This window comes from Mycetocola sp. Y171, assembly GCF_056713165.1.
In genome coordinates this window covers 724,964-742,129 of sequence record NZ_JBWYGX010000001.1, presented here as the reverse complement: position 1 = coordinate 742,129, position 17,166 = coordinate 724,964, and the positions used below count along the sequence as shown (strand labels likewise).

The 17,166-nt window shown below is 66.2% G+C and carries 14 protein-coding genes; 10 read left to right on the top strand and 4 right to left on the bottom strand.

The window, feature by feature from the left end:
- The first annotated feature begins 131 nt into the window (after nucleotides 1–131).
- The 4 genes from AC1M2K_RS03460 to AC1M2K_RS03445 all read left to right on the top strand — a co-directional run bounded on the left by AC1M2K_RS03460 (nucleotide 132) and on the right by AC1M2K_RS03445 (nucleotide 5,482).
- Nucleotides 132–1,481 (top strand): ABC transporter substrate-binding protein, encoded by a 1,350-nt coding sequence (locus tag AC1M2K_RS03460; RefSeq protein WP_480238022.1) that lies wholly within the window; start codon nucleotides 132–134, stop codon nucleotides 1,479–1,481.
- Between the two features lie 78 nt (nucleotides 1,482–1,559).
- The gene (locus tag AC1M2K_RS03455) at nucleotides 1,560–2,531 is read left to right on the top strand and encodes a carbohydrate ABC transporter permease (protein ID WP_480239851.1); all 972 of its coding nucleotides are present in this window, start codon (nucleotides 1,560–1,562) and stop codon (nucleotides 2,529–2,531) included.
- Nucleotides 2,528–3,520, top strand: coding sequence for a carbohydrate ABC transporter permease (locus AC1M2K_RS03450; RefSeq protein ID WP_480239850.1), 993 nt, complete (start codon nucleotides 2,528–2,530; stop codon nucleotides 3,518–3,520). The genes AC1M2K_RS03455 and AC1M2K_RS03450 overlap by 4 nt, the downstream gene beginning before the upstream one ends.
- A gap of 66 nt (nucleotides 3,521–3,586) precedes the next feature.
- Nucleotides 3,587–5,482, top strand: a complete 1,896-nt coding sequence (locus AC1M2K_RS03445) for an ABC transporter ATP-binding protein (RefSeq protein WP_480239849.1) — start codon at nucleotides 3,587–3,589, stop codon at nucleotides 5,480–5,482.
- 30 nt (nucleotides 5,483–5,512) lie between these two features.
- Here the strand turns inward: AC1M2K_RS03445 and AC1M2K_RS03440 are convergent, their stop codons facing one another.
- The 4 genes from AC1M2K_RS03440 to AC1M2K_RS03425 form a co-directional block, all read right to left on the bottom strand.
- A complete protein-coding gene (locus tag AC1M2K_RS03440; RefSeq protein WP_480239848.1) occupies nucleotides 5,513–6,256 on the bottom strand; it encodes a hypothetical protein in 744 nt (247 codons plus the stop codon).
- A gap of 147 nt (nucleotides 6,257–6,403) precedes the next feature.
- A complete protein-coding gene (locus tag AC1M2K_RS03435) occupies nucleotides 6,404–7,369 on the bottom strand; it encodes an endonuclease domain-containing protein (protein WP_480239847.1) in 966 nt (321 codons plus the stop codon).
- A 268-nt stretch (nucleotides 7,370–7,637) separates the two neighbouring features.
- Nucleotides 7,638–8,348, bottom strand: a complete 711-nt coding sequence (locus AC1M2K_RS03430) for a DUF305 domain-containing protein (protein WP_480239846.1) — start codon at nucleotides 8,346–8,348, stop codon at nucleotides 7,638–7,640.
- 1 nt (nucleotide 8,349) lies between these two features.
- Complete coding sequence (locus AC1M2K_RS03425; protein WP_480238015.1) at nucleotides 8,350–9,045, bottom strand: DUF3105 domain-containing protein; 696 nt, start codon at nucleotides 9,043–9,045, stop codon at nucleotides 8,350–8,352.
- Nucleotides 9,046–9,313: 268 nt separating this feature from the next.
- On the opposite strand from AC1M2K_RS03425, the gene AC1M2K_RS03420 reads away from it, so the two are divergent.
- From AC1M2K_RS03420 to AC1M2K_RS03395, 6 genes are all read left to right on the top strand, one after another.
- The gene (locus AC1M2K_RS03420; protein WP_480238014.1) at nucleotides 9,314–10,681 is read left to right on the top strand and encodes a cystathionine beta-synthase; all 1,368 of its coding nucleotides are present in this window, start codon (nucleotides 9,314–9,316) and stop codon (nucleotides 10,679–10,681) included.
- 29 nt (nucleotides 10,682–10,710) lie between these two features.
- On the top strand, nucleotides 10,711–11,877 hold the full coding sequence (locus AC1M2K_RS03415) for a cystathionine gamma-synthase (RefSeq protein ID WP_480239845.1): 1,167 nt from the start codon (nucleotides 10,711–10,713) through the stop codon (nucleotides 11,875–11,877).
- Between the two features lie 111 nt (nucleotides 11,878–11,988).
- Nucleotides 11,989–12,852: an SDR family oxidoreductase gene (locus tag AC1M2K_RS03410; protein ID WP_480239844.1), complete on the top strand. Its 864-nt coding sequence runs from the start codon at nucleotides 11,989–11,991 to the stop codon at nucleotides 12,850–12,852.
- 87 nt (nucleotides 12,853–12,939) lie between these two features.
- Nucleotides 12,940–14,256, top strand: a complete 1,317-nt coding sequence (locus AC1M2K_RS03405; protein ID WP_480239843.1) for an APC family permease — start codon at nucleotides 12,940–12,942, stop codon at nucleotides 14,254–14,256.
- A gap of 75 nt (nucleotides 14,257–14,331) precedes the next feature.
- Nucleotides 14,332–15,759, top strand: coding sequence for an MFS transporter (locus AC1M2K_RS03400; RefSeq protein WP_480239842.1), 1,428 nt, complete (start codon nucleotides 14,332–14,334; stop codon nucleotides 15,757–15,759).
- A 255-nt stretch (nucleotides 15,760–16,014) separates the two neighbouring features.
- The gene (locus AC1M2K_RS03395; RefSeq protein WP_480239841.1) at nucleotides 16,015–17,034 is read left to right on the top strand and encodes a LacI family DNA-binding transcriptional regulator; all 1,020 of its coding nucleotides are present in this window, start codon (nucleotides 16,015–16,017) and stop codon (nucleotides 17,032–17,034) included.
- The last annotated feature ends 132 nt before the right edge of the window (nucleotides 17,035–17,166 follow it).

Below are 17,166 nucleotides of genomic sequence, written 5' to 3'. Positions count from 1 at the left end.
CTTGTGTATCTCCCTGTGGTGCCGTAACTTTTGCATGGAACCGGTTCCCTATGGGCTGCCGGAATTGCACCAGCAGGCTCGAGGCTCCCAACCTCAGCCCAGAGAAATCACACTCAATGAGGAGAACAGAGATGAGCTTCACGACCAAACGCCGCATCCTGATGCCGCTCGCGGCCGCCGGGATCGTCGGTCTCGCACTCACCGGTTGTACCGGCGATGAGGCAGCGGGAAACAAGGCCGATACGGACTGCGCCGATTACGAGACGTACGGCACTTTCGACGACAACCCCGAGGTCACGATCGGTGGCACCATCCTTGACGCTGAGGCGGATCGCCTCGTCGAATCCTGGAAGGACTTCGCGACCTGCACCGGCATCGACGTGTCCTACCAGGGCACCAAGGAATTCGAGGCCCAGATCGCCGTTCTGGCAGAGGCAGGAAACGCCCCTGACATCGGCATCGTCCCCCAGCCCGGACTTCTGCAGCGTCTCGCCGCCGGTGGTTGGCTGCAGCCGGCACCCGAGGCCGTCGAAGCCAACGTCGACGAATTCTGGGGCGAAGACTGGAAGGGCTACGGAAGCCACGACGGAACGTTCTACTCTGCTCCGCTGATGGCGAGCATCAAGGGTTATGTCTGGTACTCACCGGCCGAGTTCGAGGAGAAGGGCTACGAAGTCCCCGAGACCCTCGACGAGCTCACCGCCCTGAGCGAGGAGATCGCTGCCGAAGGCGACCACAAGCCATGGTGCGTCGGCCTCGGCTCTGGTGACGCCACCGGCTGGCCGGGAACCGACTGGGTCGAGGACTTCGTCCTTCGTCAGTCCGGTCCTGAGGTCTACGACCAGTGGGTCGCCCACGAGATCCCGTTCAACGACCCGCAGATCGTCGAGGCATTCGATGCTGCAGGCGAGTACATCAAGAACGCGGACATGGTGAACGGTGGACTCGGTGACGTCTCCAGCGTCATCTCGACCGAGTTCAACGGTGCCGGCCTGCCGATCCTCGAGGGCACCTGCTCTCTGCACCACCAGGCATCCTTCTACGAGGGATTCTGGCCCGAGGGCACCGAGGTCAGCCCAGACGGTGACGTCTTCGCCTTCCTGCTTCCCTCGGTCGAAGCCGGCGGAGACAAGGCAGTGACCGGCGGCGGAGAGTTCCCCGTCGCATTCTCCGAGGGTGAAGAGATCGACGCCGTCCGCGCCTACCTCTCCAGCGACACCTGGGCGAACAACCGGGTCAAGCTCGGCGGTGTGATCAGCGCGAACAAGGGTCTCGACCCCGAGAACGCCTCGAGCGACGTGCTGAAGCAGAGCATCGAGATCCTTCAGGACGAGAACGCCGTGTTCCGCTTCGACGGCTCCGACCTGATGCCGGCCGCAGTCGGCGCAGACTCGTTCTTCAAGGGAATCGTCGCGTGGGTCAGCGGCGACAGCACCCAGGAGACGGTCGACGCGATCGAAAACAGCTGGCCGAAGAGCTAGTTGACACCACCTGTTGAGGGCGGGGTCGCCATCCGGCGGCTCCGCCCTTGATCTCCCACTTCCGAAAGGCGTAGTTCAATGACGACCGCTGACCTCATCGGCAAAATAATCCAGGTGGTAGGCGGCCTTGCCATTTTCGCCGCCTTCATCGGCATCCTGTTCTTCATCCTCGACAGGGGCCCCAAGCGCGGCAAGGACTACGTCCAGATCGCCGTCTTCCTCGCGCCAGCCCTGTTCCTCATCCTCCTGGGCCTCATCTACCCGGCCATCCGCACGAGCCTCCTGGCGTTCACCGACAACGGTGGCGAATTCAACGGCCTCGACAACTTCGTCTGGATGTTCACGCAGCCCGCGATCATCAGCACCCTGATCAACACCGTCGTCTGGGTCCTGCTCGTGCCGCTGATCTCAACGGCCGTCGGGCTCGCCTATGCGATGTTCATCGACAAGTCCCGCGGCGAGAAGATCTACAAGGCACTCGTGTTCATGCCCATGGCCATCTCCATGGTCGGTGCCGGCATCATCTGGAAATTCGTCTACGACTACCGGCAGGCAGGCGACGAGCAGATCGGTCTGCTCAACCAGATCGTCGTGTGGTTCGGGGGCGAGCCCGTCCAGTGGCTGCAGACCTCCCCGATCAACACGTTCCTCCTCATCGTCGTCATGATCTGGATCCAGACCGGATTCGCCATGGTCGTGCTCTCTGCCGCCATCAAAGCCGTTCCGGTGGAGCAGCTCGAAGCCGCCGAGATCGATGGGACCAACGCATGGGAGCGGTTCACCAACGTGACGCTCCCTGGCATCCGTGGTTCCCTCGTCGTCGTTCTCACCACGATCTCCATTGCAACACTGAAGGTGTTCGACATCGTGCGCACGATGACCGCTGGAAACTTCGACACCAGCGTCATCGCCAACGAGATGTACACGCAGGCGTTCAGGGCCGCTGAACCCGGACGGGGCTCGGCGCTCGCGCTCGTCCTCTTCATCCTCGTTCTGCCGATCGTCATCTACAACGTCCGAGTCATGCGGAAGCAGAGGGAAATCCGATGAGCACCACACCGATTGCCCCCACCACCGGCGACGCCGGCACCGGCAAGGCCCTCGCGAAAGGAGCCGACGAGGAAGTCGGCCCCAAGTCGCACCGGGTCAAGCGACGGCTGACCTCACGCAGGGCCTCGATCGTCGCCCTGCTGATCGCCGTGATCTGGACCATCCCGACCTTCGGACTGTTCATCTCGTCGTTCCGTCCGGCCGAGCTGATCCAGACCACCGGCTGGTGGACGATCTTCCAGAACCCCGGGTTCACTCTCGACAACTACTCGGAAGTCCTGCTCTCGTCGTCCCAATCGTCGCCGCAGCTGGGTTCGTACTTCGTGAACTCACTGGCGATCGCGATCCCGGGCACCATCTTCCCGCTGATCCTCGGGGCCATGGCCGCATACGCCTTCGCCTGGATGAAGTTCAGGGGATCTGGCTGGTTGTTCATCCTGATTTTCGCACTGCAGATCGTGCCGCTTCAGATGGCACTTCTTCCGCTGCTGCAGACGTTCACGGTGTTCCTCCGGCCGATTCAGGAGACGCTGCACGAGATCATCCCGATCATTCCCGAGCAGAATTACCTGCCGGTTTGGATCGCGCACACGATGTTCGGGCTCCCGCTCATCATCTTCCTGCTGCACAACTTCATTTCGGAGATCCCGGGTGAAGTGATCGAGGCCGCACGTGTCGACGGGGCGAGCCCCGGGCAGATCTTCTTCCGGATCGTCCTCCCGCTCTCGCTGCCCGCCATCGCGTCCGTTGCGATCTTCCAGTTCCTCTGGGTGTGGAACGACCTGCTTGTCGCCCTGATCTTCTCGGGCGGCACAGCGGATGTCGCTCCACTCACGCAGAGACTCGCGGAACTCACCGGTACCAGAGGGCAGGACTGGCAGCGATTGACCGCTGCGGCGTTCGTCTCGCTGATCGTGCCGCTGATCGTCTTCTTCAGCTTGCAGCGCTACTTCGTGCGCGGACTGCTCGCCGGATCCACGAAGGGGTAGCCGCGCGAATCCTCATCACCCTGGCCCCGGCATCCGCGAGTCTGATGCCGGGGTTAGGGTGAATCCATGAGTATGCATGGGGGCGGCGGCGGAGGTCGCGGCGGAGGTGGAGGAGGCCGGATGCGTGGTGGCGGCGACGAAGAAGCCCAGCGCGCCGTCAACGCCGAAGCGCCGCGGATCCCGCACCTGTTCCCCCGCATCGCCGCCCTGTTCAGGCCGCACCGCGCAAAGATCGCTCTCACCATCGCTCTGGTGTTGATCGGCGCCGCGTTGAGCGTCATCCCGCCGCTGCTGGTAGAGCGCGCGTTCGACGAGGGCTTGTTCCCCGAGAGCGGCGGACCGAACCTCCCCGCCCTCACGCAGATCGTCGCGGTGATGATCGGCGTGTACGTGCTGGCGACCGGGCTCGGCGTCTGGCAGACCTGGCTCACCGCGACGGTCGGCAACACGGTCATGGGCCAGCTGCGGGTCTCCCTGTTCCGACGCCTTCAGGCGATGGAGCTGAGCTTCTTCACGCGGACGAAGACCGGAGTGATCCAATCCCGGCTGCAGAACGATGTCGGCGGTGTCGCCGGCGCGCTGAGCAACACCATCGCCAGCGTGCTCGGCAACACCGTGACGGTTCTCGCCGCGTTCGTGGCGATGGTGCTCATCAACTGGCAACTGACGATCGTCGCTTTGGTGCTCATGCCCATCCTCGTGATCGCGCAGCGTCGTGTCGGACAGGTGCGGGCGAGGATCGCGACCAAGACGCAGGAATCCCTCTCCGACATGACAGCGATCACACAGGAGACCCTGAGCGTCTCCGGCGTGCTGCTGTCGAAGAGTTTCAACCAGCAGCCCGCCGAGATCGCGCGCTATTCGACCTCGAACGACGAGCAGGTCGGTCTGCAGGTCAAGCAGACGATGAGCGGCCAGTGGTTCTTCGCGATGGTGAACATCTTCCTGTCGTCGATCCCCGCCATCGTGTACCTCGTGGCCGGCATGCTCATGGCCGGCGGTGCGCCTGACATCACAGCGGGCGCCATCGTCGCCTTCACGACCGTGCAGTCGCGGCTGCTCTTCCCGCTGATGGCCCTGATGCGAGTCGGGCTGGACCTGCAGACATCTGGTGCCCTCTTCGCCCGGATCTTCGAGTACCTGGACCTCAAGCCGGCGATCGCCGATCGACCGGACGCCGTGCCTGTGACGGATGCCAGGGGTCGTCTCGGCAGCGTCACCTTCGACGAGGTCTCGTTCCGATACCCCGACGCGACGCCGGAGTCCCGGCCAACGCTCGATCGCGTCTCGTTCACGATCGAACCCGGGCAGTTCGCGGCCTTCGTCGGGCCGAGCGGCGCTGGCAAGACGACCGTGTCGTACCTCGTGCCCCGGTTCTATGACGCGACAGGGGGACGCGTACTCTTCGCGGGCAGGGACGTCCGCGAGCTCTCCCACGAGTCGCTGGTCTCGAACATCGGTATCGTCAGCCAGGAGACGTACCTGTTTCACGCCTCGATCGCCGAGAACCTCCGGTATGCCAGGCCGGATGCCACAGATGAGGAGCTCGAGATTGCGGCGCGGGCCGCGAATATCCACGACACGATCGTGTCGTTCGAGCAGGGCTACGACACCATCGTCGGCGAACGTGGCTACCGGCTGTCCGGTGGTGAGAAGCAGCGGATCGCGATCGCCCGGGTGATGCTCAAGGACCCGGCAGTGCTCGTGCTCGACGAGGCGACGAGTGCTCTCGACACGATCTCGGAGCGGGTCGTCCAACGGGCGCTGGAGGCGGCATCCGCCGGCCGGACGACCATCGCGATCGCCCACCGGCTGTCGACCGTGGTGTCCGCCGACGTGATCTTCGTGATCGAGGGCGGGCGGATCGCGGAGAAGGGCACGCACGCGGAGCTGCTTGCGCTCGACGGGACCTACACGAGGATGTACGAGGAGCAGGTGGTCGCGCGGCCGCTCGTCGACTGACGCCGGGTCGTGGGCAGCAGACGTGCGCGGCTAGCGGTGTTCCTTGCTGAGGTTGAGGACTTCGCCGACGTCGAGGAGCGGATAGGGAACCGGGGCCGGTCGGTCAGGGTTGAGGTAGAACAGGTCGATCACAGAGATTCCGAGGCGGGCAGCGACCTCCTCGGCGAGGTCGTCAGCGGCGACGGTGTAACTCCTGGGCTGACCGTCGACCAGGGTCACCTCACCGGTCGCACCCCCGGTCTTGCCCGAGTCGGCGACGACGAGTCCCGGCCGCATGTCCGGGATCGTCCATTCGAGGATCGCGCTCGCGGCGACGGAGACGTAGCATCCCGCCTCGAACGCCTCGAAATCGGGAACGGCGATGAGCACGGTGTCGAGGAAACTCGGGTCGCCACGCGGCAAGGGGAAGGCCTGCTCCGGGTCGGCCGGGATGTTGCCGTACGAGCGATTCATGCTCGACGTCGTGCATCTCTCATCGGGTCCGACGACGATCGGCGACACACGCAGTTCGATGTCACCCTCGCGATCGGAACGGAAGTCGAGCAGTCGCAGTTCAAAGGTCCCTTTCCCGGTGACACGGACGTCGACGTCGCCGGAGATGAGGGGATCACCGACCAGCGTGCCTGTCGCGACCACGGTACCGACGTCGAGCACCGGCGGCTCGATCGACGGCCGCGGTGTGGGCGACGGGGAAGGAGTGGGCGTCGCCGTGGTCCACGCGATGGTCGGCCCGGTCGTCGTGCCGAAACTGCATCCACTCAGGAAGAGGGCCATCGTGAGGGCCACGCCTGCGCAGAGCAAACGGCTTCTCGGTGCCACAACGCCCCCCAAGGGCCGCGGTCACTCCGGTCGGCCGTGATGCGAGGCTAGCGCAGCGCCGTGCCTGTCGGCGAGCACGCGATCGGGGGGTGCGGCCGGGGCTCAGCGGGTGGGAAGGCGCTGCTCCCGAGCCACCGATACGCGACGCACCACCTCGAGCGGCGTCGTGAACACGTGGTGTTTTGTGAGGCGCACGATGCGCCATCCGTTCTCCACCAGCCTGTCGAGACGATCGATGTCGTGATGGATCTGCTCTGCCGTCATCCAGTGGTGGGCGCCCTCGTATTCGATCGCGATCCTGAGGTCCGGGTATGCCAGGTCGACGCATCCGAGGAAACGTCCGCCGTCGTCGTACGCATCGAAATTGAGAACGGGCTCAGGCAGCCCGGCGTCGACGAGGATGAGTCGCACCCACGTCTCCGGCCGCGACCACGAATCGGTGCGGATGCGGCCGAACGCGTCGCGGAGGGCACCGATGCCTGGCCTGCGCCCCGCGTCTATCGCCGCGCGCAGTTGCTCCAGGGTCGCCAGTGGTGGCCGGTGGGAGCCGTTTCCTCCGCCAGAGGTTCGCCGGCAGACGATCGCGTCGCCGGCAGCAACGAGGTCGTACGGGTGAAGCAGCGCACCGAGTCCAGCCCACGTCGAAGCGGGTGTCGTGAGTCGCAGTCCGTCGTGGATGGTCACGTGCGCGAGACGCGGGTCGATCTCGCGACCGCGAACGCCCGCCCCTCGCGGTGCCCGTCTCGGTCGTGAGACGGAGACGTCGAGGAGTTGACCGTCGAGGCACGGAAGCGGCACGTCCCAGAGAATCGCGGCTGTGGTGTGACTGAAGAACTGAGACGGTGGCATTCCCGTCGCGTACGCCTGCGCACGCCGCAGCGTGTCCGCGCGGGCGCGTTCCGCCGAGTCCGATGCTGTGGCGATGATCGGGATCCGGGAAAGCACTCCCCGAAACGGCCGGTCGAGATCGTGCGCATCGAGCCGCGACCTCCCGACACCGAGGCCCCTGGCCTGGGCGAACGTGAACGCTTCAGAAAGCTCGGACGGTAGAGGACGAGGTGTGCGCATCCGCCACGGTCCCACCGGATCATGCGGGGAAGTGGTCCCGTCGGGAAAGTGTGCACAACATCTGGCCTGTGGAAAGTGTCGAGTTGCAGAGCGGTAGCCGGTGCATAACGTGTTCATCCGTCGCGAATGTCGACTTTGACGTTTCGAATCCGGCATATGCGACGGATGAGTTCGCGGCGGCATCCCGAGCCGGCTTCATCCGTCGCCAATACCGGCTTTCAGCACGGAAACCCAGCACATGCGACGGATGAACCGAACCGCTCGCGACTTACTCGGCGGGGCGCTCCTCGAGCATCGACTCCATCAGGTCGATCTCCGACTGCTGCGCCTTCACCACGCCGGTCGCGAACGTGCGCACCGTCGAGTTCGTGCTGCGGTCGAGCACGGCCTCGGCCATGTCGATCGCGCCCTGGTGGTGGGCGATCATCAGTTCGAGGAACATCTGCTCGGCGGCAACACCCTCGAGTGTCTTCAGCTCGGCGATCTGCTCGGGAGTCGCCAGACCCGGCATCGGCTCACCCGGCTGATGAGCGTCGTCTCCGCTGCCGTGGTCGTGCCCCTCGCCCTCCAGCGTCGGCCGGGTCATCCACGTCATCGACGGTTCAGACGAGGCCTGCGGCAATCCCCACGCCGCGAGCCACCCGCGCATCATGCCGGACTGTGCGCCCTGCGTCGTCGCGATGTCGTAGGCCAGCAGCCGGACCTCGTCGTCGTCCGTGAGGTCGCGGATGATGAACGAAAGCTCGACGCCCTGGTTGTGGTGGGTCTGCATGTCACGCGAGAAGCCGGCCTCGGCGCTCTCCGTGGTCGGGGTCGGGTTCTGCAGCGTCGACAGTCGTCCCACTGAGAACGCCACGACACCCACGACGACGATCGCGACGATCGCCAGCAGGATCAGGGCGACAGGGGAGCGGCGTGGGGAACCGTCGGCCGTTGCTTCGTCGGATGCTCCGGCATCCGTCTCGAAACCGGCCGTCACGTTACGCCTTGCCCGGTCCGTCGATGGCGCCGGTGCAGAGAGCGCCGGGCTCCGGAACGTCCTCGCTCTGCCAGAACTCCTCGAAGAACTCGCCGATGCGCTCGTCGGAGGCCTCGTCGATCTGCAGCTGGGCGTCCCAACCGGAGAGCACGATGGGGGAGGGGAGGTCCTCGAACGGCGAGAGGATTACGTACGTGGACGGCAGCTTCGACTTGAGGGTGTCGAGTTCCTCGTCGGAGATGGACGGGTCGTATGTGACCCAGATCGCACCGTGCTCGAGCGAGTGGACGGCATTCTCGTTGGTCTGCGGCTCGGTGTAGATGCCACAGTTCAGCCAGGCCTGCGCGTGGTCGCCACCGGCGGGCGGGGTCTGCGCGTAGTTGACGGTTCCCTCGACATGGTTGTTGGTGTTCTCGAAGGTCTCGACGCCCTCGATCTCGGCACCCGAACCTCCTGCGGAGTATGTGGCGTTCTTCGGCATGGTCAGAACGACACTCGTCACGACGAGCGCAACGATGGCGAGACCGCCGACGACGGCCGAGATGATGCCGATCCGCTTGTTGCGGGCCTTCTTCGCCTGCTCCTTCTTGTACGACTCCACCTTGGCGGCACGCTGCTCAGCGCGCTGCTCCTTGATGGTCAACTGCCTGGCGGGGTTGCCGCTCTTGGTGCCGGGGGAATCGCTTCGGGGGGTCACGGAGGCCTCTCGTCTCTGGGGATGCTCACGGCAGAACCTCTATGCGCACGCATATGCCGGAGTCCTTCCAGTTTATGGGCCGCCGTCACGGTTGTCTGGGAGCCTGCGGTGAACGTCGGCCTGTATGACGTCGCCCGCCCGTACCGACCGTCGCCTGTAACAGACGGATGCCAGCGGCTAGGCTCGGAAGGCACGGCCACGAGCCGGCACCGGGCCCGTCGAAACACGGCAGTGTGCCCGACGAACACACACCACCGAACGGACGAACGTGAAGTACGCAGAGAGCATCGTCGACCTCGTGGGGAACACCCCGCTGATCCGGCTCAACCGAGTGACCGATGGCATCAGCGCGACGGTTCTCGCGAAGGTCGAATACTTCAACCCAGGCGGAAGCGTCAAGGACCGCATCGCGACTCGGATCATCGACGCCGCCGAGGCAGCCGGACAGTTGAAGCCGGGCGGCACCATCGTCGAACCGACGAGCGGTAACACCGGAGTCGGCCTGGCCATCGTCGCCCAGCAGCGCGGGTACCACTGTGTCTTCGTCGTCCCCGACAAGGTCGGCGAGGAGAAGCGCCAGGTCCTCACCGCATACGGTGCCGAGGTCGTCGTCACGCCGACATCCGTCGCTCCCGACCACCCCGAGTCCTACTACAGCGTCTCCGACCGGCTCGCAGCCGAGATCCCCGGTGCATTCAAGCCCAACCAGTACTTCAACCAGAACGGCCCGCTCAGCCACTTCGAGACGACCGGACCCGAGATCTGGGACGACACCGACGGCAGGGTCACCCACTTCGTCGCCGGCGTCGGCACCGGCGGCACGATCACAGGCACCGGCCGCTTCCTGCGCGAAGCGTCCAACGGTGGCGTCCGTGTCATCGGAGCGGACCCCGAGGGATCCGTCTACTCCGGAGGCACCGGTCGCCCGTACCTCGTCGAAGGCGTTGGCGAAGATATGTGGCCAGGGGCATATGACCCGGGCGTCGTCGACGAGATCATCGCTGTGACGGATGCCGAGTCATTCGCGATGACCCGCAGACTTGCCCTCGAGGAGGGACTGCTCGTCGGCGGATCCAGCGGAATGGCCGTCGTCGCCGCTCTCCAGGCTGCTCGCGGCCTCGGCAAGGACGACATCGTGGTCGTTCTCCTGCCAGACGGCGGCCGCGGCTACCTCGCCAAGATCTTCAACGACAAGTGGATGCGCTCATACGGCTTCCTCGACGACTCCAGCGACCAGCGCACCGTCGGAGACATCGTCCGGGCGAAGGGCGGCGAGCTTCCCGCGCTTCTCCACGCCCACCCGAGCGACACCGTGCACGACGCGATCAGCGTGATGGCCGAGTTCGGCGTCTCGCAGCTCCCCGTGCTCAGCGCCGAACCTCCCGTCGTCATGGGCGAGGTCGTCGGAGCGATCTCCGAGAGTTCGCTGCTGGACAGCGTCTTCAACGGCGATGCGAAGCTGACGGATGCCGTGGCCACGGTCAACCAGGCCCCGCTGCCGATCATCGGATCAGGCGACTCGCTTGCGGCGGCTCGCACGGCACTCAAGGCATCCGATGCCCTCATGGTCACACACGGCGGCAAGCCGCACGCGGTCATCACCCGGCAGGACCTGCTGACCTTCCTCAGCGAATAGCCCCACCCCGAAAAGCAAGAGAGAATTCCATGCGCACCAAGGACACAGGATTCGCCACGCGCGCGATCCACGCCGGCCAGGCCTTCGACCCGACCACGGGGGCCGTGATCCCACCGATCTACCAGTCGTCGACGTTCGTGCAGACGAAGATCGGCGGCCTCCGCAACGGCTACGAGTACGGCCGCGGGGGCAACCCGACCCGTGACGGACTCGAAGCGCAGCTCGCCGCGCTCGAGGGCGGGGCGCACGGCATCTCTTTCGCGTCCGGCCTCGCCGCCGAAGACGCCCTGCTCCGCGGCATCCTCAAGCCCGGTGACCACATCGTCATCGGCAACGACGCATACGGTGGGACCTACCGGCTGATCAACCGCATCTTCGGCGCGTGGGGAGTCACTCACACCGTCGTCGACATGTCCAACCTGCGCTCGGTGCAGGCGGCCATCGTGCCTGAGACCCGCGTCCTCTGGGTCGAGACCCCGTCGAATCCGCTGATGAAGATCACCGACATCGCCGAACTGGCCGAGGTCGGCCATTCAGCCGGCCTTGTCGTGGTCGTCGACAACACCTTCGCGTCGCCCGCGTTGCAGCAGCCGCTGACCTTCGGCGCCGACGTGGTCGTGCATTCCACCACCAAGTACATCGGCGGACATTCGGACGTCATCGGAGGCGCCCTCGTACTCAACGACGACGAGATGCACGAGAAGGTCAGATTCATGCAGTTCGCGGCCGGCGCGGTCGCTGCCCCGATGGAGGCCTACCTCACCAGCAGGGGAGTGAAGACGCTCGACGTGCGCATGCAGCGCCACAGCGAAAACGCCCAGGCCATCGCCGAGTATTTCGCGGAGCACAGCGCCATCGACACGGTCTACTACCCCGGCCTCGAGTCCCACCCCGGTCACGCACTCGCTGCGAAGCAGATGTCCCGGTTCGGCGGGATGCTCTCGCTCGCGTTCGCCGGCGGAGAGCGGGTCGCGCGCCGCTTCGCCGAGTCGACCCGGTTGTTCCAGCTCGCCGAGTCACTCGGCGGCATCGAGTCGCTCGTCAACTACCCGGCCGAGATGACGCACGCCTCGGTCGCGGGCACCGAGCTCGCCGTGCCCGCGAACATCATCCGCCTCTCGGTTGGACTCGAGTCGATCGATGACCTGCTCGCCGATGTCGATCGCGCCGTCGGGAAAGCGCTCAAGAAGCGCTGACGTCGACGACCCGGAGCCTTCCCCGCGTCGTCAACGGGGGCAGGATACCGGAGGGAGTCCACGATCGGGAGACCGTGGACAGCCGGACGATCGTGGCGCTGTACTGGGGGAATGAGCATTCCCAATCCACTCGACCAGTACCCCCGCCCACCGTTCACCGTCGACGACTCCGGAGACGAACCGGTGATGTCGCCGAGCCCGGACCACGGTGAGGAGACCTACCGCGGCAGCGGCAGGCTCGCCGGTCGCCGTGCCTTCATCACCGGCGGCAACTCGGGCCTGGGCCGCGCGACAGCGATCGCCTTCGCCCGGGAAGGTGCTGACGTCGTCTTCACCTTCCACAGCGATGAGGAAGGCGCGACCGAGGCGCTCGACGTCATCGAGAAGAGTGGCGTCACCGGGGGGATGCTCAAGGTCGACATCTCCCAGGAGGCGGAATGCGTGGATGCCGTCGGGAAGGCCGCGGCCACCCTCGGTGGCCTCGACATCCTCGTGATGGTCGCCGGGTACCAGAACAACGTGGACGACATCCTCGACCTGGAGACCGAGCAGATCGACCTCACCTTCCGCACGAATGTCTACTCGCTCTACTGGCTCACGAAGGCCGCACTGGAACATCTCCCCGCTGGTGGAAGCATCATCACCACGAGCAGCGTCCAGGCGAATCAGCCCTCAGCTGACAAGCTCGACTATGCGGCGACCAAGGGCGCGATCGTCACGTTCACCAAGGCTCTCGCCCAGCAGCTCGCCCCACGCGGAATCCGGGTCAATTCTGTTGCCCCCGGGCCGTTCTGGACGAACCTGCAGCCCGACTCCTCGGACGCCGAGAGCCTGACCGATTTCGGCAGTGGCACCCCGTACGGACGGCCGGGCCAGCCTGCGGAGATTGCTGGGGCGTACGTCTACCTGGCGAGTGCGGACGCCAGCTACACGAGCGGGGCAACGATCGTCGTGTCCGGGGGCTCCCCGATCTGAGTCGGCGCTCGCCGGGATGGCGGAAATGCGTGGAAGTATGTCATTTCCGCCATCGCGCGGCATCCCGTCTCCCGGCACGATTGAGGGATGACCGCTCCACGTACCGCGACACCGGCCGCCCAGGATGAGGCGCCTGCCGGCGGTTCGATCGGGCTGGTCCTCGGCAGCGCGATGTACACCGCCGCCGTGCTCGGCACGGGGATCCTGCTGCTGCCCGCGCTGGCCGCGCGCGCTGCCGGCCCCGCCTCGATCGTCGCCGTCCTTGCCGTGCTCGTGCTCTCGGTGCCGCTCGCCGGGACGTTCGCGGCGCTCGCCGCCCGGCATCCGGATTCCGGCGGAGTCGCCACATACGTGAGGCTCGCGCTCGGACCGACGGCAGCGAGGGCGACCGGGTACTGGTTCTTCTTCGGGGTGAGCGTCGGCATGCCCGTCATCGGGCTGCTCGCCGCCGAGTACATCGTCGCGTCCGCCGGACTCGACCGGAGCGCGGTCTACCTCATCGCGCTCGCCATCCTCATTCCGCCGCTCCTGTTCAACGCGGTCGGCTTGCGTCTCGCCGGTCCCGTCCAACTCGTGCTCACCGCAGCCCTCGTGCTGCTGGTGGTCGGCGCAGTCGCCCTGTCGCTTCCCCAGGCGGATGCCGCCAACTGGCGGCCGTTCCTCCCGAACGGCTGGGGAGGGGTCGGCCTCGCCATCAGCCTGTTCGTCTGGGCGTTCGCCGGCTGGGAAGCCGTCACGCACATCGCCGGGGAGTTCAGGCATCCGCGCCGGACCATCCCATGGGCGACGGCGATCGCCATCGCGATCGTCGGCGCCGCCTACCTCGCCCTGCAGTACGTGACCGTCTCTGTCCTCGGTGGGCGGGCAGCCACGTCGACCGTCCCGCTCATCGACCTCGTCGACACCGCAGTGCCCGGCGCCGGTCGGATCGGCGTCACGGTGATCGCGGTGATCGTCGCACTCGGGGTGATGAACGCGTACGCCGGCGCGTTCGCGAAGCTCGGAGCCTCCCTCGGCCGTGACGGCGACCTGCCGCGCTGGCTCGGCGCAGGGGCCGAGCAGGGCGGAGTGCCCCGCCGCGCCCTGCTCCTCGTCGCTGCGCTCGGCCTCGCCTATATGACGGCCGCGTGGCTGACCGGCGGCAACCTCGAGGCCTTCGTGCTCATCCACACGAGCTCGATGGTCGCGGTGTACGCGCTGGGCATGATCGCCGCACTCCGGCTGCTCGAGCGCTACTCAGCCGGATGGTGGATGGCCGTCGTGGCAGCCGTGATGGTCGCCGGACTGCTGTTGCTCGCCGGACTGACCCTCGTCGTTCCGCTCGCTCTCGGGCTCGCTGCGGTCGTCGTGACGCTCGTGAAGCACAGGCTGGGACGCACGGCAGTCGTGGTGCCTGGTGCGTGACTCCGCCTGGATGCCGCCGGCGGGCGCTCGTCCCGACGCTGACTGCACGCGCGGAAAATGGCTAGGCTCGAGAGCGTGACTTCCAACGCCAGGCTTGACGCGGCATCCGCGCGCCCGGGGCAGGAGGAGCCGCCAGGCATCTACTCGGCACGCTACCTGTGGGTGACGATCGGCACCTGTGCCCTCGTCTTCCTCGCTGCCTTCGAGTCGCTGGCTGTGACAACGATCATGCCGCTCGTGAGCGCCGATCTCGACGGGGCGTCACTGTACGCGCTGGCCTTCGCCGGCCCTCTGGCGTCGGGAGTCGTCGGCATGGTCGTCGCGGGGAACTGGTCGGACAGAAACGGCCCCGTCGCTCCCCTGATCACGTCGGTCGCCGTGTTCATCGCCGGGCTCATCATCGCGGGGACCGCTGTCGACATGTGGATGCTCGTGGTCGGCCGCCTCGTGCAGGGCCTCGGCTCGGGAGCCATGAACGTGGCCCTCTACGTCGTGGTCGCGCGGATCTACCCACCGGCGCTCCACGCGAAGATCTTCGCCGGCTTCGCGGCTGCCTGGGTGATCCCGTCGCTGATCGGACCGTTCGCCGCCGGTGTCGTCGCCGAACTGACGAGCTGGCACTGGGTCTTCCTCGGGGTGGTCGGACTCATCCTCGTCGCCATGCTCATGGTCGTGCCTGCACTGAAGATGCTCAGCGGGGATCCGGACTTCGGTGTCGAGGGTCGTCCGCGGTGGGCTGCCGGCCCGATCGCCTGGGCTCTGCTCGCAGCGACGGCCGTGCTCGGCTTGAACCTCTCCGCCCAGCTCGACGGCGCGTTCGTCGGCATCGCCGCGGTCCTGGCCATCGGAATCGCGCTCCTCGCCGTGAAACCCCTTGTCCCGACCGGCACGCTCAGGGCCGCACGTGGACTGCCGACGGTGATCCTCGTCCGCGGTCTCATCGCTGCAGCATTCTTCGGCGCCGAGGTCTACATCCCCTATTTGCTCACCGAGCAGTACGACTTCTCACCCGCCTTCGCCGGTCTTGCCCTCACCGGTGCCGCACTGACCTGGGCGTCGGCGTCCTGGCTCCAGGGCAGGCTCGGTGATGCGCTGACGCACGTGCGTGCGATGTGGATCGGGTCGCTGCTGGTGCTCGCCTCGATCCTCATCGCGGTTCTCACCTCGGCTGCCGGTCTTTCACCGGTGGTCATCATCGCGGGTTGGTTGCTCGGCGGAGCCGGGATGGGGCTCATGTACCCGCGGCTCAGCGTGCTGACCCTCGCGTACTCGACCGAACGGGACCAGGGCTTCAACAGTTCCGCCCTGTCGATCTCGGATTCGCTCGGCGGAGCGCTCGCACTGGCATCCACCGGCATCGTCTTCACGGCCCTCGCCGGGATGGGCGGAGCCTGGTCGTTCACCGGATGCTTCGCCCTCGCCGCGGCGATCGGTTGCGCGGCTGTCGCCGTCGGTTCGCGGGTCGGCACCGGACGGCGCGTCACCGGCGACACACGAGCATAACTCCGCCGTGTCGCGCGCAGGGCTCGACCCTGTCGGCGGGAAGCCGTGACCGAGCGGCCCGTGCGCCCGTTCCGCGGCGGAGCTGTGCGCCAGTCAGCCCGATGTGACAGCCGTGTGACACCGTGCCGATGTTGTCACATAGTCGTCACATCCGCCCCCGACGCCACTTCCGTGAGGTGGAGTTCCTCGCCCGGACGTGCATAATTGACGTAATCGCGCGGATGTGACCGTGCACATGGATTCAAGGGTGTTTCGGTGACAGACAGCGTCGACAAGGGCAAAGCCCCGAACATCCGCGACGTCGCGCGTCTCGCCGGAGTGAGTCACCAGACCGTTTCGCGCGTGCTCAACGACCACCCGAGCATCCGGGACTCGACCAGGCAGCGCGTCCTCGACGTGATGAACGAGCTGCAGTACCGACCCAACCGTGCCGCCAGGGCCCTCGTCACGAGCCGGTCGCGCACCCTCGGCGTGCTGGCCTCCCAGCGTGCCCATTACGGTCCGTCGAGCATCATCCAGAGCATCGAGAGCGCCGCACAGGACGCCGGCTACATGGTGTCGACGGCGAACATCACCGCCACGGACGAAGACTCGATCATCACGGCGCTCGATCATCTCAACGCCCAGGCGATCGAAGGCCTTGTCATCATTGCGCCGCAGGTCCGGGTTTTCCGCGCGATCTCCAACCTCGATCTTCGTGTGCCGTTCGTCACGATGAACACGAGCGAAGGCAGTGACGACCATGTCATCGCCGTCGACCAGGTCGCGGGCGCGCGCCTCGCCACCCGGCACCTCATCGAACTCGGTCACCGCAGCATCTACCACCTCGCAGGCCCACAGGACTGGATCGAGGCTGAAGCCCGGATGCGCGGATTCCTCGAGGAGATGAACGCGCAGGATGTTCCGACGACCGCCCCGATCCTCGGGGACTGGTCTGCGGAGTTCGGCTACTACGCCGGCAGGGAGCTGATGAGGGTGAGGGACTTCACGGCGATCTTCTCGTCGAACGACCAGATGGCGCTCGGTCTCATCCACGCCATCAGGGACGCAGGCCAGGACGTTCCGCACGATGTCTCCATCGTCGGTTTCGACGACATCCCCGAGGCCGCACATTTCTGGCCGCCGCTCACGACGGTGCGCCAGGACTTCCCCGAACTCGGCAGGCGGTGCGTCGCCCAGCTCCTCGGGACGATGGGGGACGCCGCCGGCGAGTACGCCGCGCGGATCCAGCCCGAGCTCATCGTGCGCTCGTCGACGGGCCCGCCCTCGTTCTGACCGCCCGGGAACGGCTCCCCTGGCGGGGTTACCAAACTGAGACATTCCGACTTGACAGAGGAGTTGGTTTTCTGAGTAACATGTGACAACAATGTGAACGGTCACATTGCAAAGTCGGAAACGACAGTGACG